A 23,535-nucleotide genomic window follows, 5' to 3' on the forward strand; every position below is an offset into this window, starting at 1 on the left:
TGCGCCGGATGCGGCGCTGTAGCGTTGCGTATGGTGCAACGCTGATTGCAAAGCGTGTTCGGTGTCGTTAGTCTGCAACGAACAGGGACAACTCGCAAGACATCGAAGGGAATTGATGTGAGATCACCCGGCGCGGCGACTCCACGGGTGGTGTGTGTCGGTGAGGGACTCGTGGTCATGGTCGCTCAGCCCGGCCCCCTCGAACACTCGGACACGTTCGAGCGGTCGGCCGGGGGAGCCGAGGCGAACGTCGCGCGGGTCTTAGCCCAGTTGGACGTCGAGGCGTCCTGGCTCTCGCGCGTCGGTGACGACGGCTTCGGCCGCTACCTGACGGAAACGCTGCGCGCGAGTGGGGTGGACACGTCGGCGGTGATCGTCGACCAGACCCGCACCACCGGAATGTACGTCAAGGAGCGTGGTTCGGGCAGCGGTCACGCGTCCGACCTACCCGCCGGGGAGAGCCGAATGACGTACTTCCGCAGCGGTTCCGCCGCCAGTGCGCTGTGTGTCGACGATGTCGTCGGTGCGACGCAGATGCTCGCGGCGGCCGACCTCGTGCACGTCAGCGGCATCACGCTCGCCCTGTCGGACACCGCGCGCGACGCTGCGGCCGCGCTGGCGTCGTCGCCCGGTCTGCTGAGTTTCGACCTCAACCACCGTCCCCGACTCTGGACCGCCGAGAGCGCCGATGTGGTTCTTGCAGAGCAGGTCCGACGCAGTGACATCGTGCTGATGGGCGCCGACGAAGCACACGCGGTGTTCGGCACCGGAGACCCCGACGCGCTGCGTGGCCTGTTCCCCGAGCCGCGCCGCCTGGTGATCAAGAACGACGCCCACGTGGTCGTGGGATTCGACGGCGCCGAGCGTGTCGACGTCCCGGCCCTGCGGTTGTCGGTGGTCGAGAAGATCGGTGCGGGAGACGCATTCGCCGGTGGCTACCTGGCCGGTGTCCTCCGCGGCGACGACCAGCAGCGTGCGATCAGGCTGGGGCACCTGTGCGCCGCCGGCGCCCTCACCGCGCACGGCGACGCCGCCCATCTGCTTCCGCTGCAACGTCTCGATGCACTGGTGACATCCTCGGACGAGGAGTGGTCGACCATCGACTACGACGCCGAGAGGGGAATCGCCGTATGAGTCAGAGTGTGTCCCGCGCGCTCAGCCTGCTCCGGGTGCTGGCCGACGGTCCGCGATCGTTGGACGAGTTGGCCGCCCACCTCGATGTGCACAAGACCACGGTCCTGCGACTGCTGCGCGCGATGGAGGCGGAGCGTTTCGTCCAGCACGACCACGAACACCGGTATCGCCTGGGGTCGACGCTCTTCGAACTGTCCAATCGGTCGTTGGAGCAGCGGGACATCCGGACGTTGGCGCGGCCGCATCTGGCTGCGCTGAACGCCGACACCAGGCAGACGATCCACCTCGCGACCTACGAGTCGGGGGAGGCCGTCTACATCGACAAGTTCGACGCCACCCAGAGCGTGCGGATGTACTCGCGTGTCGGACGCCCGGCACCGTTGCACTGCACCGCCGTCGGAAAGATCCTGATCTCCGGGCTGCCTGCGGACGAGCAGCTCCGCGTCGCCCATCGCATCGAGTACACCCGCTTCACCGACCGCACCATCGACACGCCCGAGCGCTACCTCGAGGAACTGGCCCTCGTGGCCCGTCAGGGATACGCCGAGGACCACGAGGAACACGAGTCGTTCGTCAACTGCATCGGCGTGCCGGTGCGCGACGGAACCGGCTCGATCGTCGCCGCGGTGTCGATGTCCGTGCCCGACATGCTGCTCGACCACGCCCGCGTCCTCGGCACCCTGCCGCAGGTGCGCGCGGTGGCCGAGACCATCTCCGCCGAACTCGGCTGGAGTCCGACCCCGACGAAGGAGCCCGCATGACCGACAAGATCGCCGTTCTCACCACCGATGCGCCTGCACCCGCCCACACCTTCTCGCAGGGCGTGCGCAAGGGCCCGTTCGTCCAGGTGTCCGGGCAGGGACCCGTCGACCCGGCGACCAACGAGTACCTGTACCCCGGCGACGTCGCGGCGCAGACCACGCGGACGCTGACCAACGTCAAGGCCATCGTCGAGGCGAGCGGTGCAACGTTCGACGACGTCGTGATGCTGCGGGTGTACCTGACGAAGCGTGAGGACTTCGCCGTCATGAACGAGGCGTACGGCGCCTTCGTGCTCGAGCACACGAAGGGTGACGTCCTGCCCAGTCGCACAACGGTCTTCACAGGACTCCCGCGCGAGGAGATGCTCGTCGAGATCGACGCGATCGCGGTGGTCTGACACGTCGACCCACCGTCAGGGCACCATGAACCCATGAGACGACGGTGGGTACGGCTGCAGGGCACGTTCTGGTTCGTTCCCGCGGTCCTGGGCGTCGTCGCCGTCGTCCTGGCTCAACTCCTGGTCGCCCTGGACCGGTGGCTCCTCGATCGGGGCATCGGGATCGGTGGGTCGCTGCTGTACCACGTGGGTGCGAGTGGCAGCCGGGACATCCTCGGCGCCATCGGCGGGTCGATGCTCGGAGTCGCGGCGACGTCCTTCTCCATCACCATCTCGGTCCTCGCGACGGCCAGTTCGACCTACGGCCCGCGACTGGTGCGCAACTTCATGGCGGACCGCGGGAACCAGGTGGTGCTCGGCATCTTCGGAGCGACCTTCCTCTACGCACTGATGGTGCTGCGCTCCATCCGGTCGCTCGACTCGGACGGCGACGTCTTCGTACCCGACATCGCGGTGAACGTCGCCGTGCTCCTCGCGGTGCTCGATGTCGGCGTGCTGGTGTACTTCATCCACCACATCGCCCAGTCGATTCAGGTGGCGACGCTGTCCTCGCGCGTGCGGGACGAACTCTCCGCAGCCGTCGACGAGCTCTACCCGACGGAGCCGCCGGCCGACGCGGCGTCGGATTCCGAGGTGACGCTGCCCGACCACGTCGACTCGGTGCGTGCTCCGCGTTCCGGTGTCGTCGTCGACGTGGACGAGGACGCGGCGTTGTCCTCGGCCGTCGACGCCGATGCCGTCGTGGTGCTGCTCTGCAGACCGGGCGAGCACGTGATCGAGGGAGACGCCATCGCGGAGTCACGACGGTGGAGCGGATCCGCCTCCGCGTCGCACCTGCGCGAGATCGAGTCCGCGGTCGAGATCGGCGACGAGCGGACTCCGCAGCACGACATCGAGTTCGCCGTCGAGCAGCTGGCCGAGATGGCGGTGCGGGCTCTGTCCTCGGGTACGAACGATCCGTACACGGCTCGCAACGCTCTCGACGATCTGTCCGTCGGGATGGCGACTCTCGTCGGCCGTCCGCCGCCGTGCGGTGCCCGGACCGACGATGCCGGGACGGTACGGATCGTTCTGCGTCGGGTGCCCGTGGTCGACCTGATCGACCACGCACTCGGCGCGGTACGGATCTACGCGATGGCGAGCCCCATGGTGGTCGCTGCCGGTATCCGGATGGCGGAACGGCTCGGTGTGGCAGCGACCGCGACCGCGTCGATCGACCGCGTCCGGTACCACCTCGACCTCCTCGGCGAGGCGTGCCGACGGGAGATGACGGATCCGGCCGGGCGGGATTCCTGCCTCGACCAGATCGACCGCGCGCGTAGGCGTCTCCCGACACTCGCCGTGTCCGGCTCACCGTCAGGCACAGTGGAGTCGTAGTTCCGCTGCCGAAAGGACCCTGTGCAGACCCGCCTCGCCTCCCTCGGGCTTCTCTCCATCCTGCTCGGTGCCGCGACGGTCGTCGTCCTCGACGTCGTCACCGCACTCGGGTCGCCCGCCCATCTGCGCCGCACCATCAGCGAGTACGGGCTGGGCGCGCAGCAGTGGGTGTTCACGGCCGGGGTGCTGCTCCTCGCCGTCGGATCCGGAGCCGTTCTCGTCGCTGCCGTCCGGCAGTCGTTGCTGCGCGCGTCGTCGGTCGCCGCGGTGGCGATGACACTGTGGACGGTGGGACTCGTCGCCGTGGTCGCGGTTCCCAAGCAGGACTGGAGCAACGACGCGACGCTCGGACTCGGCGGCGCGGTGCACCGCGCGGGCGCCGCGGTCGCGTTCGTCAGCATCCCGGTGGCAGTGATCGCCCTCGCCGCGCCGTGGATCCGGTCGAGCGAGTGGGCCCGTCACGCCCGACGGACGTTCGTGCTGGGTGTGCTGTCCGTCGTGGCCATCGCGCCCATCGGGTACGCGTTGCTCGTCGGCATGACCACCTCGACACCGTGGTACCGCGTCGTCACCCTCGGCCACGTCGAACGGATCCTCGTCGTCGTGGAGGTGATCGCGCTGATCTCGCTCGCGTCGTGGGTCCGCGCGAGCGCGCTCAGGGAGTCACCGCATCGCGTCGGTGACGCGGTCCACCAGCTCTGAGCCGTCGACGTTCAGAATGGGCGCCCACATGGAGGCCGCATCGGCGCCGTAGGCGTGACCGTGGCCTTCCGGCACCTCGGCGGCGAGCGCCATGTCGAGCGTCACCTGCCAGAAGGTGACCAGAGGGATCCACGTCATCCCCTTGTCGACGTCGACGCCGCGCGGTTCCCGGAGCCAGTCCGGCTTGCCGAACAGCAGGTCGAACGACCACCAGACGATCGGATCGCTGGGGTGCTGCCAGTACACGATGCGCGGGCTCTCCCAGTCCACCAGACCGGGTGCGTCGAGATCGGACGGCTCCGCGGCGAAGCGGACGTTCTGCCCGCCGTAGATCACGGGCAGGATCTCGGGGCTGCCCGGGTCCCGTGAGTCGGTGACACGCGACCACTGCTCGGAGAAGTTGGGCGTCCCCACCCACAGCGCGCCGTCGGTGCGAGCCAGCATGTCCTGCACTCCGGAGAAGGCGTCCTGGCCGCCGTACGACCCGAGCGATTCACCGAAGGTGAGGAGCTTCGGGCGATCGCTCTCGGGACGGTCCTGCACGCGCTGGTAGACGGCCTCGAAGACGGCGCGGCCCGCGATGAGCGGGGTGTCGCGATCGGCGAGGAACGCCAACGGACTGGGCAGGTACGAGTACTGGACCGCCGCGATCGCCGTGTCGCCGCCGGCGAGGTACTCGAGTGAGGACGCGACGGACGCGTTGACCCACCCTCGACCGGTGGTCGTCGCGATCGCCAGGTACTCGCGATCGAAGGCGCCGGTTCGGTCCAGTTCGGCGACGAGTCGGTCGGCGAGCGAGTCGACGGTGTCCCGGCCGAGGCCGAGCCCGTCGGCGTCGACGGACTTGCGTCCCGCATAGACCCGGATCGGGGTGAGGGCGGGCCGTCCCGTCACGGATGCGATCTCGCCCGACGTCGGGCCGCCCGCGACGAAGGTGCGCCCCTCGCGGCCCAACGTGTCCCACTCCTCGTTCGACTCGGGCGAGCCCGAGCGTTCGGGAGCCGACGGTCGTTCCACGCCCTCGGCGCTCCCGGTGTCGGCCGCAGCGGCGGACCCGTTGGAGATGCGTGAGATCCCGGTGGCAAGGAGCCCCTCGACGGCGAACACCAGCACCACACCGACGGCGACGACGGCGAGACCGCGCGAGACGGGCGGCGGGAGAACACGACCGATCAGCGCGATGAGAAGGTCTGTGACGCGGCGGATTCCGCGTGCCAGCGTGATCACCAGGACGACGACGATCGCGGCGACGACGAAGACTCCGGCGTAGTCCCACGACTGGCTGGGTTCGATGCCCACGAGTTCGCGGGAGATGTTCTGCCACCACGCCCCGAGGACGAGGAACAGCGGGAGCACGACGACTGCGGCGGCGGCGATCGCGTACCAGCCCCACCGCCTCAGTCGTTCGGGCCACTCGCGAGTGAGCTCCATCCGCCGGACGCCCCACACGACGAGAACGCCGACGCCGTAACCGCACGCGACCGAGAGGCCCGTGGCGACGGCCTGCAGGTACCACGGTCGGGGGAGAAGCGACGGGGACATCGACCAGCAGTAGAAGACCAGTCCGACGACGAGGCCGATCGGCTCGAAGCGGGAACACCACCGCCACAGTGCGGTGGCGATGCGTCCTCGCTGGTCCTTCGTGGTCACCGGGTGAGTCTAGGTGCTGCGCGGCGACTCCAACCGGGAGCGCAGGGTCCGATCGGTGACGGAGATCCCCTGGTTGATGAAGGGTTCGACCACCTTCGCGAGTGCCTTGCCCGTGAACCCGCCGGGGAACTCGTAGCGGAACTCGACGTCGGCGACGCAGTGTCCGTCGTCCACGGGGGTGACCACCCAGCGAGAACTGGTCTCGAAACCCTTCACCGACGACAACGCGATGACGGAACCGTCGACCCACTCGACGATGTCCACCGTGGAGTGCAGAGCTTTGGGTCCCAGCTTCATCTCGGCGTCGAAGCGGTCACCGGTGCCGCGCGACACCGGTCCGACGGGGACGAACGAGGTGACGCCGAACATCCAGTCCGGCACGTTCTCGTACGAGGACAGGTAGTCGAAGGTCGCCGACGCCGGTGCGGCGATCTCGACGTGCTTGGTGATGACGGGCATGAGGTCTCCTGGTGCGGCTGTGGTGTCAGGGATTCGGTCGGTCAGTCGATGCGGATGGTGAGAGCGTCGGACACGGGCACCGACTGGCAGGCCAGGCGCACTCCCCGGTCGAGCTCGTACTGATCCAGCGTGTCGTTGACGCGCATGTGCACGTCACCGCTGACGAGAGTGAACGCGCAGGCGCCGCAGTTGCCCTCGCGGCACACGAACGGGGCGTCGATTCCCTCGGCGAGCATGGCGTCGAGCAGCACGGTGTCGGGTGCGCAGTGGAACGAGTGATCGTCGCCCTCGACCTCCGCGGACACGGGAACGCCCGTGGCCGAGGACGTCTCGACCAGGGTGGTGTGGAACGGGTCGGTGGTGATCGACGTGAACACCTCACGGTGGATGTTCTCGGGCGACACCCCCGCCGCGAGGAGCCCCTGCTGCGCCACCTCCATGAACGGCCCCGGCCCGCAGAGGTACGCGTCGGCGTCGGCGATGCCGGAGACGGCGTCGGTGAGACCGGTGGCAGTGGGCAGGCCCGACGCCGACTCGTGCCAGTGCCGCACCGTGAGGCGGTCCGGATGCTGCTGCTGCAGATCGTCGAGGGTGGCGGCGAACATGACCGAGTCCGGATCTCTGTTCGCGTAGAACAACACGACCCGTCCGTCGTGCGACGCCAACGCGGTCTTGAGGATGGACATCACGGGCGTGATGCCGCTGCCGGCGGCGACCAGGACGAGCGGGCGATCCCATCGCGCGGGAACGAAGGTGCCCGCGGGAGCCAGTGTCGTCAGTGCGGATCCTGCCGTCGCGGTGTCGCACAACCAGGTGGACCCGAGGCCGCCCGCGGTGCGCTTGACGGAGATCGCGGGGCGCTCGCCGGTGTCGGGACTGCTCGACAACGAGTAGCACCGTGCGGCGGAACCGCCGTCGCTCAGAGGAATTTCGACCGTGAGGAACTGGCCCGGGCGGTAGCGCAGAGCCTCGCCGTCGGCAGTGGACAGGACCAACGTCACCGCGTCCGCCGTCTCGCGGATCACCTCGTCGACCTGCAGTCGGAGTGTGCGGACGGCGGTGTCCGCGGAGTCGATCGCCACGATGTCTTCCCCTCGTCGGCCGGGTGTGTCCGGCACTCCGGACTACACCGAAGATTGTTTCATTGAACTATAGGCCATTGACAAATGGCACAGTCATCCGTGACGCTTCCGGCATGACATCGACGCGTCCGATCCCCGAGCGGGGGTCCCTGCGGTCCCGCGCCGCGGCCCGAGCCACGCAGTCGACGTTGCGACCCATCGCGTCCCGACTGCCGTTCGGACGCGGCGGCGAACGCGTCGCCCGCGTCCTCGTCGAGGTGGCCATGCGTGCCTGCGGCGGAATCGCACCCGGCACGGTCGTCCGCACCGTGCGCGAGGACGGTGTGGTCGGGGAGTGGGTCGACGCGCGGGCAGGCCGGAGGCCGGTCGAAGATGGGGCAGGCCGGAGGCCGGTCGAAGATGGGGCAGGCCGGAGGCCGGTCGAGGGTGGGGACGGTTCCGTGGACACCGCCGGCCCGATCCTCTATCTGCACGGCAGCGCGTATGCGATCTGTTCCGCACGGACGCACCGCGGCCTGGCGTCGCGGCTCTCCCGCGCGATGCAGCGTCCGGTCTTCGTGGTCGACTACCGACTCGCCCCGGAGTTCCCTTTCCCCGCCGCAGCCGACGACGTCGAGCGGGCTTACCGGTGGCTGCTGTCGAGCGGCCACGCACCCGAGTCGGTCGTCGTGGCCGGTGACTCGGCGGGCGGTCACCTCGCGCTGGACCTGGTGCTGGACAACGCCCGACGATCGGTTCCGCAGCCGAGTGCGGTCCTCCTGTTCTCGCCGTTGATCGATCTGACCTTCACCCTCGCGCAGAACCGGGAGCGCATCCGTCGCGACCCGATGATCTCCGCAGCGGCGGCGCGGGCACTCACCGCGCTCTACACACGCGGCGAGGATCCCGACGGGCGGCGCCTACGACTCGCGGTCGAGGCGGGAACGGCACTGCCGCACTTCGTGGTTCAGGCCGGCGGTGCGGAGATGCTCGTCGCCGACGCCGAGCACCTGCGCGATCTGGTGGTCGATGCCGGTGGCACCTGCACGCTCGAGATCTGGCCCGACCAGATGCACGTGTTCCAGGCTCTGCCGCGCATCAGCCCGGAAGCGGACCGGGCACTCGCCCGCGCCGCACATGCCCTGACAGCCCTCCATCGAACAGAGACGAGACACTGATGTTCTCTCGATCCAGACCACGCCTCACTCACGGGGCGGACGCCGTGGTCACCGGCGCCGGCAGTGGCATCGGCCGCGCCTTCGCGCTCGAGATCGCCCGCCGCGGTGGCCGCGTCGTCTGCGCGGACATCTCGCTCGAACGCGCCGAGGAGACGGTGCGGATGCTCGACGGCCCCGGCTTCGCCGTCCAGTGCGACGTCGCCGTGCAGTCGCAGGTCGAGGATCTCGCGCTGTTCGCCGAACTCGAGTTCGGTGGCGCGCCGACGCTCGTGATCAACAACGCCGGCGTCGGCATCGGTGGCAAGCCGGTGGGCGACATCGGGTTCGAGGACTGGAACTGGGCGCTCGGCATCAACCTGTGGGGAGTGGTCCACGGCTGCGAGACGTTCGTTCCGCTGCTCCGTACCGCGGGTCGCGGCGGCATCATCAACGTGGCTTCCGCCGCGGGATTCGCGGCGGCACCGACGATGGGGCCGTACAACGTCGGCAAGGCGGGCGTCATGTCGCTGTCCGAGACTCTGGCGGCGGAACTGTCCGGGTCGGGTGTCCACGTGACCGTGCTGTGCCCGACCTTCGTCAAGACCAACGTCGCGGTCGACGGTCGCATCACCGAACGCTCCACGGAACTCGCGCAGAAGTTGATGCGGTGGACCGGCTTCTCACCCGAGCGGATCGCCGTCACCACGCTGAACGCACACGACAGGAACCGCCTCTACGTCGTGCCCCAGCTCGACGCGAAAGCCATCTGGCTGACGAAACGGCTCCTCCCCACCCTCTACACCCGCGGAGCAGGGCTGCTCGACCGCCTGCTCCCCGGCGAGCCCGCCCCACAGTCCCTTCCCACTGTTTCCGCCTCGACAGGAGTATGACGATGGCCTTCGACTTCGACGCCATGCTGGACAAGATCAAGGACCGCCAGTGGTCCCTCGCGGACATCGACTGGGACGCCCCCGGCGCCGAGATGATCCCGCCCGAGCAGCACGCCAAGCTCAAGCCGTTCCTGTCCGATCTCATGTGGATCGAGAACGTCGGCGCGCGCGGATTCGCCGCGATGGCACGCAAGGCGCCCACCGAGACGCTGCGCGAGATCTACCGTTACTTCCACGCGGAGGAGCAGAAGCACGCGAATGCCGAACTGGCACTGATGCGTCGGTGGGGCATGCTCGAGAACGACGAGATCCCGCAGCCGAACGTCAACGTCAAGCTGATCATCGACTGGCTCGACAAGTACTCGGATCAGACGCCGCTCGCCGTGCTGGGCACCGTCATCCCGATGCTCGAGGTCGCGCTCGACGGTGCGCTGGTCAAGTTCATCGTCGACGAGATCGATGACCCGGTCTGCCAGGAAGTGTTCAAGCGCATCAACGCGGACGAGTCGCGGCACCTCGCCGTCGACTTCGAGGTCATCGATCTGCTGGGCCACGCGAAGATGCGCCGCATTCTCGTCGAGACGATCGGCGCCTGGATGCATCCGTCGCTCATCATCGGCACCCTGCGGTACATCCCACTGCTGAACAAGATGCGGGACAACATCGTCGAGATGGGTGTCGACGAGGAGCGCCTCTACACCGCGATGAAGCGCTTCAAGAAGGTGGGCGAACGCAGCGAGTTTCCGAAGCGTCTGCCGATGTACCGCTTCATCAGCTGGCACGGGAGCGTCGTCATCAACCGCGACCACCCGTACCACAAGTTCGCCGACTCGATGGTGACGCTGACGGCCAAGTACCCGAAGCGGCTGCTGCGCCCGCAGCCCACGTGGTCCAAGGAACTCACGTACGAGCCCGTCGCATGACCGAGATTCTCTCCACCGCCATCATCGGAGGCGGATTCGCCGGCATCGGTGCCGCGATCCGGCTGCAGCAACGGGGGATTCGCGACATCGCCATCCTCGAACGCGGCACACGTGCCGGTGGGACCTGGCGTGACAACACGTATCCCGGTGCAGCCTGCGACATTCCGTCCCGCCTGTACTCGTACAGCTTCGCCCCCAATCCGGACTGGTCGCACACCTACTCCGGGAGTGCGGAGATCCTGGGCTACATCGACTCGATGGTCGAGAAGTTCGAGCTGAGCCGCTACCTCCGGTTCGGTCACACCGTCGTGGACGTCACCTGGCACGAGTCCCGGTCGCTCTGGGAGATCTCGGTCCAGGACCGGGAACCCGTCCTCGCCCGCACCGTCGTGATGGCGTCGGGACCGCTGGCGAACGTCAGCCTGCCCAAGATCCGCGGCGTCGAGACCTTCGCGGGAGCGAAGATCCACAGCGCCCGGTGGGACCACGACTACGACTTCGCCGGCAAGAAGGTCGCCGTCGTCGGCACCGGAGCCAGCGGCGTGCAGATCGTTCCCGAGCTGGTGAAGGTCGCCGAGTCGGTCAAGGTCTTCCAGCGCACGCCGGGGTGGGTGCTGCCCCGCACCAACTTCCGCACCCGCGGACTGACTCGCGAGATCTACCGCCGCGTGCCCTTCAGTCAGAGCGTCGCGCGCAAGGCCTGGTTCTGGGGCCACGAGTCGGTCGCCCTCGGGGTCGTCTGGAACTCGCCTCTCACGCGCGTGGTGGAGGGAGTGTCGAAGCTGCACCTCCGCAGTCAGGTTCCGGATCCGTGGCTGCGGCGCCAGCTGACGCCGGAGTTCCGCGCCGGCTGCAAGCGCCTGCTGATGACCAGCAAGTACTACCCGGCGCTGCAGAAGGACAACTGCACGCTCGTCACCTGGCCCATCGCACAGATCTCCGAGAAGGGAATCCGCACGGTCGAGGGAGTCGAGCATCAGTTCGACGCGATCGTCTTCGCCACCGGGTTCGACGTCTCCAAGACCGGGTCGCCGATCCCCATCACCGGGCGCGACGGGCGCGTCCTCGCCGACGAGTGGAGCCGGGGAGCGCACGCCTACAAGTCGATCGCGGTGTCCGGGTACCCGAACATGTACTTCACGTTCGGGCCCAACTCCGGACCCGGCCACAGCTCCGCCCTGGTCTACATGGAGGCGCAGATCGACTACCTGGTCGATGCCATCGCCACCGCCGTGAACCAGAACTTCGTGCTCGACGTCCGCGCCTCGGTGCAGGCCGAGTACAACGCGGACCTGCAGCAGCGGCTGACCAAGACGACGTGGAACTCGGGGTGCTCGAGCTGGTACCTCACCGAGGACGGTTTCAACGCCACGATGTTCCCGGGCTTCGCCACGCAGTACGTCAAGCAGCTCGAGACGGTGCTGTTGCCGGACTACTCGGTGACGGCGGCAGCGACGGCACCGGTCCACGAGGTCGTCGCCGCGGTGTGACCGAGCGTTAGTCTGGAGGTCCGGCCGAGTGGAGGAGTGAGTCGATGACCGAGTACCGCATCGACGAACTGGCTCATGCCGCGGGCACGACCTCGCGCAACGTCCGGGCCTACCGTGAGCGTGGACTGCTCCCGCCCCCGCGTAAGCGGGGGCGAGTCGGCATCTACGACGACTCGCACCTCGCCCGGCTGCGACTGATCGACATCCTGCTCCAGCGCGGCTACACGACCACACACATCAGCGACTTCATCGATGGCTGGGAGAGCGGCAAGGACCTCACCGAGGTTCTCGGTCTGCAGCGCGCCCTCACCGAGCCGTGGTCGACGACCGGCGAGGTGCAGTCGGTCTCCGTCGACGAGGCGCGGCAGATGCTCGGCGACCCCGGCGGCGTCCAGCTGTCCAGGCTCGTGGAGTACGGACTCGCGCGTGTCGACGGTGACCGGTGCATATTCACCGATCCGAAGCTGTTGCAGGGCTTCACCTCCCTCGCGACCTACGGCTTCGGGATCCGCGAGGTCATGGACATCCACGAACGGCTCCATGCGGCCGTCGACGGAATGTCCAAGGACATGATCTCGACTGTGAAGAGTCACATCGTCGACCGCTACGGCGAGGGTTGGATTCCCGAGGGTGACGACGTCCTCCGAGCCACCGAGATGTTGCAGATCATGCGCACTCTCGCAGTCGATTCCGTGCATTCGTTGCTCGGCCGCACACTCGACCGCAACCTGCAGGAGCAGCTCGGCGAGTACCTCGAGGTCGCCATCGACAACACCTCTCGTTCGGACCGTCACACAGCCTGACCTCGCTTTTCGGACCAATGGGGCATGGTGGAGTCATGAACCGCACCAGACTGTCCGCCGCTGTCGCCCTCGCCGGCGCCACCGCCCTCGTTCTGACCAGTTGCTCGTCGTCGAGCGAGGAGGGGCAGGCGACGCCGGCGTCCTCCAGCGCTGCTCCGTCGTCGTCCAGCACTGCTCCGTCGTCGTCGGCGGCGAGTACGTCCTCGAACGCCACCGTCTACACGTTGCCGGGAACCGGCGTGTTCCCCGAGGGCATCACCGCCGACGACGACACCTTCTACGTCTCGTCGACCTCCGACGGTGCGATCTTCCGCGGCACGGTCGGCAACACCACCGTCGAACCGTTCCTGCCCGGTGGACAGGACGGTCGCACCGGCGCGGCGGGACTGGACGTCGACGGGGACGACGACGACGAGAACACCCTTGTCGTGGCGGGCGGTGCGACCGGCACCGTCTGGATCTACGACGCCGAGTCCGGCGCACTGCGCGGGAAGTTCACCAACGGGCTCGGCCAGGACGCCACCTTTCTCAACGACGTCGTCATCGCCGACAACGGCGACGCCTTCATCACCGACTCGCGCAACCCCACGCTGTGGCGCATCCCGGCGAACGCCACCGGTGAGGGCCAGTTGGAGCCGTTCGTCGACTTCACCGGATCCCCGTTCGCGTACGGCGAGGGCTTCAACGCCAACGGCATCGTCGAGGTGGACGACGACAACGCATTGGTGATCGTGCAGTCCAGCACCGGCAACCTGTACCGCGTGGCCCGCGACTCCAAGGCCGTCACGCAGGTGGACCTCGGCGGCGCGACACTTCAGAACGGCGATGGCATGGAGATGGAGGACGACACGCTCTACGTGGTTCGCAACCGCGACAGCCTCATCGCCACAGTCGATCTCGACGACGACGGCAACCGTGGGCGGGTGACCGGTGAGATCACCGACCCCAGCTTTGCCTACCCCACCACCGTCGCCGACGTCGACGATCAGCTGCTGGTGGTCAACAGCCAGTTCGACAAGCGTGGGGGCACTCCGGTGGAGCCCTTCACCGTGGTCGGTGTGCCTGAGCGGTAGGGGTCGGGCTTGGGGTGTGCGCTGGTTGCGTGAGGTGCGGTCGGTCGGTCGGTCGGTAGGTCGGTCGGTGCGTGCGCGCCGGTGGTTGGCGGCTCGTGGCGGTGGTGTGCGCGGGTTGCGTGGCGCGCACACCCCTTTCCGCCGGCGGAGCGGGGTGTGGGCGGCTGGAAGTAGTGCGGGTCGGTCAGCGAGGGCCGGTGTTGGCGATGCGGGACGTCGAGTCGTCCTCCGTTTCCTGGTACCCGCGACCCGCTTCGAGGAAGGCCTCGCGGAGGTTGGTGACGGCGGTGATGTGGGCCGCGAGCACGGAGCTCAGTGAACCCTCCGGGCCGTGGGTGAGGTCGGAGTACTTGCGCTCCAACGCGAGTCCGGAGGGCAGAGTCCCGAAGCCGGATTCCATTCTGATCGCCGCCACCATGTTCTTCGTCGACTGGATCCCATCGATAAAGATCTGACATGCATCGGCGCACGCTCTCGCGTGCCCGTGGTCGACGCGCAGCGGACTCTGCGTTGAACGATCATCCGACATATCTGCCTCCTCAGTTCGGCAGCGTCGGTGAGACGATGCGCGCAGCTTGCCCAGCCAGCAGACACGGTTGTCGGGTAGCGGCTGCAGACTGTTTTCTATTGATCATCACGGTGATGGAGCCGCCCGACCACGGTGACGCGACTACGCACATCTGGTCGCGCGAATCCGGCGCGATGCTGTACTCCAGCGACCCACGCCTGCCGGGTACTTCCGTCCCGACCACGTCTACGTAGTTCGGATTGCTTTCCAATTCGCCGATCCTCCGCGTCGTGACAGAAATGTTGAGGTAGTAGTCAGGCGCCGTCCATGTGCAGTGTTTCCACTTGCCCGACTCTGTAGAGGGTCCTTGCTCAAGGCTCGCCGGATCTGCCCCCGCCGCCCGGATGGCCTCGTCGGGTACCACGGTGCAGGGGTCGAAGAGTTCCATCGCGACCGGCTCGGCGGTGCCTCTCATCCCACCGCACCCGGTGAGTGACGCGACGACTGCCGCGACAGCGAGTACCCCACAGTTCCTGCGCACACGTCGTTGGACGCACGCTCCGCTCCTGCGGTTCCGTGCTCCCACTGCACACAACGGTGTCCCCACGGGCACATCCGACCATCCGGAACCGTTCTGTGTGCAGAAATGCGCGCCGGGAACCGAGCGGGTGGTTGCGGCGTCGAAGGCTGTACCGCGCCACGGCGGACGATCGGAAGGCCTTCACCATGCACTCGACCACTCTGCCCGTTCCTTCCAGCGGCATCGGGAGTCTAATCAACGCAACATCATTGGCGGTGCTCGTCGCGTTCGCGACCCAGTGTGCGGTGGCGTGTGTCGCCGCGATCGCGGGATTCGGCGCCGTCGTCGTCAGTGCCCTCGCCGCCTTCGCGAGTGCGGACGAGTCGCCCGGCGCGATGTTCGTGGGCTCACTCGCCGATGCGTGGGCGTTCGTTCTCGTCATCGCTGCGGTGGGGCACGGGGTGCTCGCGACGATGATCGTGCAACGCCGACGTTCGGCACGCGTCGTCGTGACGGCAGTGGCCCTCGTGTGGGCGGTGGCGCTGGTGCACTCTCCGATGGTGTGGCCGTTGGTGGTGGTGCAGGCGGGTTCTGCGCTGGCGTGGTGGATCCCGGCAACACGGCGCCCGAACCCCAACTGAACTCACACGAGCAGCGCGGCGATGGACCCGGGAAACGTCTCGTCGGGCCTGCGTTCGTAGAGCTCGGCGGGGCGTCCGCCCGCAGCCGACGTGGTGGCGCCCGTACCGACTAGCGCCCCGATCACATGACGGCGGAAGGTGTCCTTGCGCAGCGGGCGGTCGAACACGGTCTCGTACAGGGTGCGCAGGTCGAGCAGTGTGAAGGTGGTCCCCAGCAGGTGCGACGGATCAGGACGGGTGAGGTAGCGAGACCGCAGGTCGCCCACGGCGGCCGACACCATGTCGGCATGGTCGAAGGCCATCGGTTCCACAGGCCGATCCGCCTCGACGGCCAGGAGATCGGTGCCGGAAGGCAGGGACTCGGTGGGCGCCTCCGCGCAGTGCGCCATCGACAGGACCCATCCTCGATCGTCGCGGTCGGGAGCGTCGAACATCCGGATCTGATGGAACTCGACGCCGTCGATGCCGGCCTTGGTGCTCAACGCGCGCCTCGCCGCATCTGCGAGCGTCTCGCCCGGATGCAGGAATGTGCCGGGAAGTGCAGCTCCCCAGGGTGATTCCACCGTCACCACGTTCAGCGTTCCGCCGTGGACGGTGAGAACGGCGACGTCGACAGCGACGGACGGTCGTGGGTACGACGTCAGATCGGAGGGCATGGGTTGCAGCTTAGCGCAGTGGTGCGTTATGGTTAACGCACAAACGAGCAAAGGGGACGACATGAAGCTGACCGACGAACAGAAGAACCGCGCCGAGGGCGTCGTGCTCGGCACCGCAGCCGGTGACGCACTGGGTGCCGGATACGAGTTCGGCTACCCGACGCCCGAGACGGTGATCGACATGATCGGCGGCGGCACCTTCGACTGGGCGCCCGGCGAGTGGACGGACGACACGTCGATGGCCCTCTGTATCGCCGAGGCGCTGGTGGAGGGCCGGGGACTCGACGGCGTCGCGGCGAACTTCGTGGCCTGGATCGACACGAACCCGGCGGACGTCGGTATCCAGACGCGCACGGTGCTGTCCCGGCGCAGCAGGTCGGCTGCCGAGATGACCGCCGTCGCCGCAGGACTGTCCGGCAGGACAGGCGGCAACGGTTCGCTGATGAGAACTGCCCCGGTGGCGCTGGCGTATCTCGACGACCCGGTTCAGCTCTCGGTGGCCGCTGCGCAGATCAGCGCCCTGACGCACAGTGATCCGCAGGCGGGGGAGGCATGCCAGATCTGGAGTGCCGGCATCCGGCACGCCGTCCTGCACGGCAACTACGACGGCATCTCGCTGTACCTCGACGCGGCGGAGCCGTCGGTGCGCGACACCTGGGCGCCGTTGCTCGACGCCGCGGAGAAGGGGCGCCCGTCGGACTTCGACAGGAACGGGTGGGTGGTGCACGCGCTCCAGACGGCCTGGTCGGCCATCACGGCCACCGAGGAGAACGGGGACCAGCTGACAGCGGCGCTGGAGGCGTGTGTCCGCGCGGGCGGCGACACCGACACCACCGCGGCCATAGCCGGTGGGCTTCTCGGCGCACGCTGGGGCGCCTCGGTGATCCCCGAGGCGTGGACCACGATCCTGCACGGGTACCCCGGACGACGAGCCGCGGACCTCGCGGATCTGGGACGTCGCCTCGCAGAAGGAGCGGCAGCATGAGTGTCATCGATGTGGTCACCGGAGACATCACCACCGTGCGCGCGGACGTGATCGTCAATGCCGCCAACTCGACCCTCCTCGGTGGAGGCGGGGTGGACGGCGCCATCCACCGCGCAGGCGGACGCGAGATCCTCGACGCCTGCAAGATTCTGCGGGCGACGACCCTCCCGAACGGACTCGACACGGGTGCCGCCGTCGCGACGCCCGCAGGCCGCCTGCCGGCGAGGTGGGTCGTCCACACCGTGGGGCCGCGGTACTCGGCGCGCGAGGACCGCTCGCCGATCCTGCGCGCAGCGTACGAGCGCTCCCTTCTCCTGGCTCACTCGCTCGGAGCATCCTCGATCGCGTTCCCGCTCATCTCGGGCGGTGCGTACGGATGGCCGGTGGAGCTGGCGGTCGCCGAACAGGTGCGCGCGGTGACGTCGGCGCCCGTGTCCGTGGATCTCGTGACCCTGGTGGCCTACTCGGCCGAGGTGCACCGCATGACGACGCGGGCCGTCGGCTGACCGGTCATCGCCGACGTGCTCGCCACGCCGACCAGGCGCCGGTGGCCCACAGAGCCCAGATCACCAGCAATGGCTGGAACAGCAGCCGGATACCTCGTGCCCGATCGGTGTCCAGCCCGAAAGCGTCTGTGTGCGTGACGAACTGAGAGATGTTGCCCGGGAACACGGCGACGAAGAACAGCGCCGTGACCCACCCCACCGCCACCCGGTACCGCGTCAGGGCGACGAGAGCCAGGCCCAGCACCACCTCGACGACACCCGATGCGACCACCACGAGATCGGTGTCGAGCGGCATCCACGTCGGTACCTGCGCGGCGAACTCCTGCCGGGCCCAGAACAGGTGGCTCAGTCCGGCGAACACCAGGAACGCGCCGAGGACGAGCCGCCCGACGATACGAGGCACGGTCGCAGGGGCGGGGCGCGTGGTCATGCCTGCCACCCTACGAGGCGCCGCGCTGCCGGTCCGGTCGGCCGAGAACGCGGCCCAGCTCCTCGTGCGCGTAGACCCTGTTCTCGCAGTAGACGGCGCCGCCGACGCACTCCTCGTCGTCGCAGTCGCAGAACCTGTACGGCTCCGCGTTCCAGCGGCTGCCGTACTGCGACCCCGGCTCCGCGACGAGTGCGGCGACCTCGTGCACCGTCCTCTGCTCGCTGCGTCTGCGCTGCCCCCGGCGATGTCCGCCCATGTCCGTCCCCCCGTTGTCGGTGGCGTCACGCTAGGGGAGGGGTACGACAGGCGCCGGCTGATGTTGAGTGATGCAGTGGATGCCGCCGCCCCGGGTGAACAGCGGCCGGGCGTCGACGCTCACGACGCGTCGGCCGGGATAGGCCTCGGACAGGATGCGCACCGCCTCGTCGTCGTTCGGATCGTCGAAGCGGCAGGCGATGACCCCGCCGTTGACCACGTAGTGGTTGATGTAGCTGTAGTCGACGACGCCCTCGTCGTCCCGCAGCACGGTCGGTGCGGGAACCGGAACGACACGGAGTCCCTCCCGGGTGAGGAGATCCATGACGTCGCGGCTGATCTCGTGGTCCGGATGCGTGGGGTCGCGCTGGTCGTGCACGAGGGCGACGCCCGGCGTCGGCATCGCGGCGACGATGTCCACGTGGCCGCGGGTGCCGTAGGTCTCCGAGTCCCGAGTCAGGCCGCGCGGCAACCAGATCGCGCGATCGACACCGAGAATGCGGGACAGCTCTGCCTCGACGTCCTGTTTCGACCAGGTGGGGTTGCGTCCGCTGTCGAGCTGCACCGTATCGGTGAGGAGGACGGTTCCGGCGCCGTCGACCTGGATGCCGCCGCCCTCGTTGACCATGTCGGTTGCGACGACGGGAACGCCGGCCGCCCGCGCCACCAGTGCACCGATCCGGGCGTCGTTCTCCCACGTCGCCCACTCCTGCGCGCCCCACCCGTTGAAGACCCAGTCCACCGCGCCGACGGTTCCGTCGTCCGAGACCACGAAGGTCGGCCCGATGTCGCGCATCCACGCGTCGTCGAGAGGTGCCTCGAGGATCGTGATGCCCGATCCCAGGTACTCCGCGGCGACGCGGGCCTCACGGGGATCCACCAGGACGGTCACCGGCTCGAACTCGGCCACGGCGCGGGCGACGGCGGCCCACGTCGTGCGAGCCTCGTGGCGCTCCTCCTCGGTGTCGCCGAGCGAGTAACCAGGGCTGGGGAACGCCATCCAGGTGCGCTCGTGCGGTTCGCCCTCGGCGGGCATGCGCCACGTCACCGGGTACCCGCCACGGGCTGGGTGAGGGTGCCGTACGTGTCCGGACGTCGGGTGTCGAGGAACGGGAACAGCGTCAGCCAGTCGCCACGCTGGTCGAGGTCGAGATCGGCGACCAGGACGGCCGAGCGGTCGCGGGGAGCCGACACGAGAACGCGGCCGTACGGGTCGGAGATGAACGAGGAACCGTAGAACGTGATGGCGCCCTCGTCACCGTGGCGGTTGGGTACCACCATGAACGTGCCGTTCGCGATGCCGTTGCCGACGATGACCTGCTGCCAGAGAGGTTGGGTGTCGAAGTCGGGATGATCCGGCTCCGAGCCGATGGCCGTCGGATAGACCAGGACCTCCGCGCCGGCCACCGAGTAGGCCCGCGCGACCTCGGGGAACCACTCGTCCCAGCACGTCGGCATTCCCAGTGCGAGGTCCGCCGCACGGTGCACGGGGTACGGGTCGTCGGCAGGCCCGGGGCGGAAGTACGTGTCCTCGTGGTAGCCGGCGGTGACGGGAATGTGCAGTTTCCGAGTCCGGGCCGTCACCTCGCCGTCGGGCGAGACCAGGACGGCGGTGTTGTACCCGAGGCCGTCGCCGACGGTGTCGTCGCGTTCGTACAGCGACGCGTGCACGATGATGCCGTGACGCGCGGCGACCTCGGCGGCGAAGGTGACCGTCGGCCCGGTGGCCAGGTCCTCCGCGCTGCGGCCCGGGTTCTCGCCGCCCGGCACGAACGCCGGGTAGCGGCTGAGGGTCAGCTCCGGGAGGAAGACGATGCGAGCGCCTTCCCCTGCTGCAGTGGCGATCCCGTCCTCCAGTTCGGCGTGCACCACGCTCGGATCCTCGTGCCACCGATGCTGCACCAGCGCCACTCGTACCGGTGGGCGGCCGGGCTCGCGCGTGCGGGCGGGCGACGGCGGCGGGGTGGTGGCGGTGATGGTCAGCATCGGGTGTCCTCGTCCGTAAAACGAATGTGATTCGTTAAGTATGGTGTGACGACGGCCCGAACGCAAGAGGAAGGAGTCGGCGATGCCGCGTCCGTCGACACGGTTGCTGTCCACCGACCTGATCACCGATGCCGCACTCGCGCTGGTCGATCGGCACGGCGACTTCACGATGCCGGGACTCGCCGAGCGGCTGTCGGTGCGGCCGTCGTCGTTGTACAACCACGTGGCGGGGCGGGCCGAGATCGTGGAGTTGATGCGTACGCGCATGATGGCGGGCATCGAGATCCCGGCCGACTTCCGCGACTGGAGTGAGGCGGTCTCGCGCATCGCGCAGGAGTACCGCCGCCACTACGCCCGACATCCGCGCGCCATCCCCCTGTTCACGGCGCACACGGTGCGCTCCGCCGTGGCGTTCGACATGTACAACGCGTTGGCGACGGCCCTGTCCGACGGCGGCTTCGCGCCCGCCGAGGTGCTGCACGCGATCACCGCCGTCGACAGTTTCGTCCTCGGGTCAGCGCTCGATCTCGCAGCGCCCGAACAGGTCTGGGCCTCGGCCGACGAAGCGAACGACGCCATGCGCGCGGCGCTGGAGACCTCGGGCGCCGGCCGCGCGGACGCGGCGTTCGAGTTCGGGCTCGCAGTGCTCATCGCGGGGCTGCAGGCACGCTCGCCTCTCAGCTGACGAGCCCCGCGGCTGACGAGCCTCTCACCCCACCAGGTCGGCTTCGTCCTTCAGAGCCTCGGTGTCGACGGTGAGCGTCTCGCCGCGGAAGAACGCCGGCGTCACGAAGCGCATGACCATCATGAGAACCGCACCCACGATGAGGATGCCGAAGCCCAGGAAGAACACCAGTCCGATGCCGCCGATCTCGGCGCCGCTGCCGTTCTCCGGGTCCATGCTCTCCTCGACCGAGACGACGAACACCGCCAACAGGACCAGGCCACCGAGCAACGGGAAGATCAACCGGAACACCGTGTTCCGAACGCTGGCGAACAGGGTTCGACGGAAGTGCCACACGCAGGCGAATGCGGTGATGCCGTAGTACCAGCAGATCATGATGCCGAGTGCCGCGATGGTGTCGATCAGGGTGTTCTCCGACAGGAAGGTCACCGCCGTGTAGAAGACCGCGGTGATCACACCGGCCGCGACGGTGGCGGCGGAGGGGACGAGGAACCGCGGGCTCACCTCGGCGAGCTTCTTGGGGAAGGCGCCGTAGGCCGCCATCGCGAGCGACGTCCGCGCCGCCGGCAGGAACGTGGTCTGCAGGCTGGCGATCGAGGAGACGAAGACCGCGAGGTAGAGCAGCATGCCGCCCCAGCTGCCGAGTACCGGATCGGCCAGGGCACCGAAGACGTTCTCCGCGTTGTCGGGATTGCCGAGCCCCAGACCCTCCTCGCCGACACCGGCGTACATCATCGCGGCGACCGCGACGAGCAGGTAGGTCAGCAGGATGGTCGCGACGCACAGCAACCCTGCGCGCCCCGGTGTCTTCGTGGGGTTCTTGGACTCCTCGCCCAGCGTCAGGCACGTGTCCCATCCCCAGAACGCGAAGATCGAGCCGGTGACGCCGATGACGAAGGCGCCCATGGTGAGTCCGCTGAACGGATCGAACCAGCCGATGTCGAACGACAACCCGGCCGGTGCGTCCCCCGCGCCGACGTGGACCAGCGCGACGACGGCGAACGCGATCAACAGCACCATCTGGAAGCCGACGAGCGCGAACTGGAGCTTCTCGCTCGTCGTGATCCCCCGGCTGGCCACCCACGTGGCGAGAGCGATGAACACGACCGTCGTACCGACGTTGACCAGTTTGTTGCCCGGCAGGTCGGCGATGGAGGGAGTGTCGAACAGCTTCGCGATGAACAGATAGAAGAACTGCACGGCGATGGCCGCGAGGTTGGAGAGCACGATGATGGTCGCGATGACCATGCCCCAGCCGCACATCCAGCCCACGTAGGGCCCGAAGGCCTTGGTGGACCAGGTGAACGAGGCGCCGCAGTCGGGAGAGTCGGAGTTCAACTCCCGGTACGCGTAGGCGGTGAGGAACATGGGGATGAACCCGGCGATGAAGATGGCCGGCATCTTCAGGCCCACCGCGGCGACGATCAACCCGATGCTGGCGGTGAGCGTGTATCCGGGTGCGACGGAGGAGATGCCGAGAACGGCGCCGGACAACGTGCCGATCCGTCCGACGGCCAGTCCCTTGGACGACGTGAGTTCACTGCTCATCGGGAAGCCTCCGTCGGATCGGTGCTGCTGGGCATGTCGGAACGGAACTCGGTGCTGGGCACCACCACCATGGGAACGGGCAGTGCCCGCAACATCTTCGACGCGGTCGAGCCGAGGAACAGGCGGCGCGGTTGTGCCAGTCGGCTGGACCCGACGACGACCACGTCGCCGTCCTCCCACGTCAGACCGGACGCCGCGGCCTCGACCGTCGAGCCGTCGGCAACCGAGGACGTCACCGTCAGACTCTCGGGCAGACCGGACCGGGCGGCGTCGAGCATCTGCTGTGCGTGGTCGATGGCGCGCGCCTCTCGGTCCGGGTCGCGCAGGGACTCGACGTCGGAGGTGTCGTCGAGCGGAACGAGCGAGAGCAGTCGCAGCGACGTGTGCATCCGCTCGCACGACCGGACCGCGGTGCGCAGCACGAGGTCGGCGCCCGTGCGGGTGCCCATGGCACACGTCACCTCGCGGATCCGGTCGGCTGTCGACGTGCGATACCCGAACGGCGCCAGGGCCAACGGGATCGGGGCGGAGTGCAGCAGCTCGGTCGACACGGTGCCCAGAGTGTGGCGTCCGAGCAGGCCGTCCTTGGCGCCACCGACGACGATGGCGTCCGACCCGAGCCGCGCCGCCTCGTCCATGAGGCCGGACGAGAACGACTCCGAGAAGCTCAGATGCACCGCGGTCTCGATGTCGTCGGGCACCGACGCGGCTGCCTGGTCGAGCCACGCCCGGCCGCGCTGGGCGAGCAGTTCGGCGAACCTGGCCTCGGCCGGGACGGCGCGGTCGGGCGGCACCACCATGCAGATGTCCAACGCCGCACCCAGACTGCGGGCCAGCTGCACACCCAGGACGAGCCCGTCCTCTCCTGTGGGAGTGGCGAGATAACCGACGATCAACCGCATGGTGCGTCCCTTCGGGAAGCTTCGGTGGAACCGGA

At 68.3% G+C, this 23,535-nt stretch carries 27 protein-coding genes; 15 read left to right on the plus strand and 12 right to left on the minus strand.

Translation table 11 applies throughout. From position 1 onward, the window contains the following. The first annotated feature begins 117 nt into the window (after positions 1-117). Genes ASG69_RS12860 through ASG69_RS12880 form a run of 5 tightly spaced genes read left to right on the plus strand, consistent with a single transcriptional unit; the run spans position 118 to position 4,372 of the window. Positions 118-1,134, plus strand: a complete 1,017-nt coding sequence (locus ASG69_RS12860) for a sugar kinase (protein WP_235578953.1) — start codon at positions 118-120, stop codon at positions 1,132-1,134. Beyond that, a complete protein-coding gene (locus tag ASG69_RS12865; protein ID WP_056448247.1) occupies positions 1,131-1,895 on the plus strand; it encodes an IclR family transcriptional regulator in 765 nt (254 codons plus the stop codon). Before ASG69_RS12860 ends, ASG69_RS12865 begins: the two co-directional genes overlap by 4 nt. Beyond that, positions 1,892-2,293: a RidA family protein gene (locus ASG69_RS12870; RefSeq protein ID WP_027504901.1), complete on the plus strand. Its 402-nt coding sequence runs from the start codon at positions 1,892-1,894 to the stop codon at positions 2,291-2,293. The genes ASG69_RS12865 and ASG69_RS12870 overlap by 4 nt, the downstream gene beginning before the upstream one ends. Before the next feature lie 33 nt (positions 2,294-2,326). Beyond that, positions 2,327-3,670 (plus strand): DUF2254 domain-containing protein, encoded by a 1,344-nt coding sequence (locus ASG69_RS12875; RefSeq protein WP_056448250.1) that lies wholly within the window; start codon positions 2,327-2,329, stop codon positions 3,668-3,670. Between the two features lie 21 nt (positions 3,671-3,691). Beyond that, positions 3,692-4,372: a DUF998 domain-containing protein gene (locus ASG69_RS12880; protein WP_056448253.1), complete on the plus strand. Its 681-nt coding sequence runs from the start codon at positions 3,692-3,694 to the stop codon at positions 4,370-4,372. On the opposite strand, the gene ASG69_RS12885 is transcribed toward ASG69_RS12880, so the two are convergent. The 3 genes from ASG69_RS12885 to ASG69_RS12895 form a co-directional block, all read right to left on the minus strand. Further along, positions 4,334-5,914 (minus strand): alpha/beta hydrolase, encoded by a 1,581-nt coding sequence (locus ASG69_RS12885; protein ID WP_082544680.1) that lies wholly within the window; start codon positions 5,912-5,914, stop codon positions 4,334-4,336. The genes ASG69_RS12880 and ASG69_RS12885 overlap by 39 nt on opposite strands. 117 nt (positions 5,915-6,031) lie before the next feature. Then, on the minus strand, positions 6,032-6,481 hold the full coding sequence (locus ASG69_RS12890) for an SRPBCC family protein (protein ID WP_051613146.1): 450 nt from the start codon (positions 6,479-6,481) through the stop codon (positions 6,032-6,034). A 41-nt stretch (positions 6,482-6,522) separates the two neighbouring features. Then, a complete protein-coding gene (locus ASG69_RS12895) occupies positions 6,523-7,563 on the minus strand; it encodes a ferredoxin--NADP reductase (RefSeq protein WP_235578954.1) in 1,041 nt (346 codons plus the stop codon). Positions 7,564-7,676: 113 nt separating this feature from the next. On the opposite strand from ASG69_RS12895, the gene ASG69_RS12900 reads away from it, so the two are divergent. The 6 genes from ASG69_RS12900 to ASG69_RS12925 are packed head-to-tail and all read left to right on the plus strand — an operon-like array spanning position 7,677 to position 13,878. Next, positions 7,677-8,720: an alpha/beta hydrolase fold domain-containing protein gene (locus ASG69_RS12900; RefSeq protein WP_056448259.1), complete on the plus strand. Its 1,044-nt coding sequence runs from the start codon at positions 7,677-7,679 to the stop codon at positions 8,718-8,720. Further along, complete coding sequence (locus ASG69_RS12905; RefSeq protein ID WP_056448262.1) at positions 8,720-9,589, plus strand: SDR family NAD(P)-dependent oxidoreductase; 870 nt, start codon at positions 8,720-8,722, stop codon at positions 9,587-9,589. Before ASG69_RS12900 ends, ASG69_RS12905 begins: the two co-directional genes overlap by 1 nt. A gap of 2 nt (positions 9,590-9,591) precedes the next feature. After that, complete coding sequence (locus tag ASG69_RS12910) at positions 9,592-10,512, plus strand: hypothetical protein (RefSeq protein ID WP_027504905.1); 921 nt, start codon at positions 9,592-9,594, stop codon at positions 10,510-10,512. Further along, positions 10,509-12,002, plus strand: coding sequence for a flavin-containing monooxygenase (locus ASG69_RS12915; RefSeq protein ID WP_056448266.1), 1,494 nt, complete (start codon positions 10,509-10,511; stop codon positions 12,000-12,002). The genes ASG69_RS12910 and ASG69_RS12915 overlap by 4 nt, the downstream gene beginning before the upstream one ends. 44 nt (positions 12,003-12,046) lie before the next feature. Beyond that, positions 12,047-12,805, plus strand: coding sequence for a MerR family transcriptional regulator (locus ASG69_RS12920; RefSeq protein ID WP_056448269.1), 759 nt, complete (start codon positions 12,047-12,049; stop codon positions 12,803-12,805). 35 nt (positions 12,806-12,840) lie between these two features. Further along, on the plus strand, positions 12,841-13,878 hold the full coding sequence (locus ASG69_RS12925) for an SMP-30/gluconolactonase/LRE family protein (RefSeq protein WP_056448272.1): 1,038 nt from the start codon (positions 12,841-12,843) through the stop codon (positions 13,876-13,878). A gap of 184 nt (positions 13,879-14,062) precedes the next feature. Here the strand turns inward: ASG69_RS12925 and ASG69_RS12930 are convergent, their stop codons facing one another. Next, complete coding sequence (locus ASG69_RS12930) at positions 14,063-14,278, minus strand: hypothetical protein (protein WP_156382975.1); 216 nt, start codon at positions 14,276-14,278, stop codon at positions 14,063-14,065. 139 nt (positions 14,279-14,417) lie between these two features. Then, positions 14,418-14,861: a DUF3558 domain-containing protein gene (locus ASG69_RS12935; RefSeq protein ID WP_056695794.1), complete on the minus strand. Its 444-nt coding sequence runs from the start codon at positions 14,859-14,861 to the stop codon at positions 14,418-14,420. Between the two features lie 251 nt (positions 14,862-15,112). Here ASG69_RS12935 and ASG69_RS12940 point away from each other — a divergent pair, with 251 nt between their 5' ends. Beyond that, positions 15,113-15,547, plus strand: coding sequence for a hypothetical protein (locus ASG69_RS12940; protein ID WP_156380522.1), 435 nt, complete (start codon positions 15,113-15,115; stop codon positions 15,545-15,547). 2 nt (positions 15,548-15,549) lie between these two features. Here ASG69_RS12940 and ASG69_RS12945 read toward each other — a convergent pair whose 3' ends face one another. Then, positions 15,550-16,203 (minus strand): NUDIX hydrolase, encoded by a 654-nt coding sequence (locus ASG69_RS12945; RefSeq protein ID WP_056448281.1) that lies wholly within the window; start codon positions 16,201-16,203, stop codon positions 15,550-15,552. A 61-nt stretch (positions 16,204-16,264) separates the two neighbouring features. Between ASG69_RS12945 and ASG69_RS12950 the strand changes: the two genes are divergently transcribed. Together ASG69_RS12950 and ASG69_RS12955 are read left to right on the plus strand one after the other, a co-directional pair. Then, positions 16,265-17,188, plus strand: coding sequence for an ADP-ribosylglycohydrolase family protein (locus ASG69_RS12950; RefSeq protein WP_056448284.1), 924 nt, complete (start codon positions 16,265-16,267; stop codon positions 17,186-17,188). Then, positions 17,185-17,694 carry an O-acetyl-ADP-ribose deacetylase gene (locus ASG69_RS12955; protein WP_056448287.1) on the plus strand — a complete coding sequence of 170 codons (510 nt, stop codon included), beginning with the start codon at positions 17,185-17,187 and terminating at the stop codon, positions 17,692-17,694. The genes ASG69_RS12950 and ASG69_RS12955 overlap by 4 nt, the downstream gene beginning before the upstream one ends. A gap of 4 nt (positions 17,695-17,698) precedes the next feature. Here ASG69_RS12955 and ASG69_RS12960 read toward each other — a convergent pair whose 3' ends face one another. The 4 genes from ASG69_RS12960 to ASG69_RS12975 are packed head-to-tail and all read right to left on the minus strand — an operon-like array spanning position 17,699 to position 20,365. After that, positions 17,699-18,124 carry a DoxX family protein gene (locus ASG69_RS12960; protein WP_056448542.1) on the minus strand — a complete coding sequence of 142 codons (426 nt, stop codon included), beginning with the start codon at positions 18,122-18,124 and terminating at the stop codon, positions 17,699-17,701. A gap of 10 nt (positions 18,125-18,134) precedes the next feature. Next, positions 18,135-18,380: a hypothetical protein gene (locus ASG69_RS12965; protein WP_056448293.1), complete on the minus strand. Its 246-nt coding sequence runs from the start codon at positions 18,378-18,380 to the stop codon at positions 18,135-18,137. A gap of 30 nt (positions 18,381-18,410) precedes the next feature. Then, positions 18,411-19,427: an agmatine deiminase family protein gene (locus tag ASG69_RS12970; protein ID WP_056448296.1), complete on the minus strand. Its 1,017-nt coding sequence runs from the start codon at positions 19,425-19,427 to the stop codon at positions 18,411-18,413. Further along, entirely contained in the window at positions 19,424-20,365 is a 942-nt protein-coding gene (locus tag ASG69_RS12975) for a nitrilase-related carbon-nitrogen hydrolase (protein ID WP_056448299.1), read from the minus strand. Before ASG69_RS12975 ends, ASG69_RS12970 begins: the two co-directional genes overlap by 4 nt. A gap of 82 nt (positions 20,366-20,447) precedes the next feature. Between ASG69_RS12975 and ASG69_RS12980 the strand changes: the two genes are divergently transcribed. Continuing rightward, positions 20,448-21,050 (plus strand): TetR/AcrR family transcriptional regulator, encoded by a 603-nt coding sequence (locus ASG69_RS12980; RefSeq protein ID WP_056448301.1) that lies wholly within the window; start codon positions 20,448-20,450, stop codon positions 21,048-21,050. Between the two features lie 24 nt (positions 21,051-21,074). Here the strand turns inward: ASG69_RS12980 and ASG69_RS12985 are convergent, their stop codons facing one another. Together ASG69_RS12985 and ASG69_RS12990 are read right to left on the minus strand one after the other, a co-directional pair. Continuing rightward, positions 21,075-22,598 (minus strand): APC family permease, encoded by a 1,524-nt coding sequence (locus ASG69_RS12985; protein WP_056448305.1) that lies wholly within the window; start codon positions 22,596-22,598, stop codon positions 21,075-21,077. Beyond that, a complete protein-coding gene (locus ASG69_RS12990) occupies positions 22,595-23,500 on the minus strand; it encodes a universal stress protein (protein WP_056448308.1) in 906 nt (301 codons plus the stop codon). Before ASG69_RS12990 ends, ASG69_RS12985 begins: the two co-directional genes overlap by 4 nt. Positions 23,501-23,535: the final 35 nt, after the last annotated feature.

Source organism: Rhodococcus sp. Leaf225 (assembly GCF_001426145.1).
Taxonomy (GTDB): Bacteria; Actinomycetota; Actinomycetes; order Mycobacteriales; family Mycobacteriaceae; genus Rhodococcoides.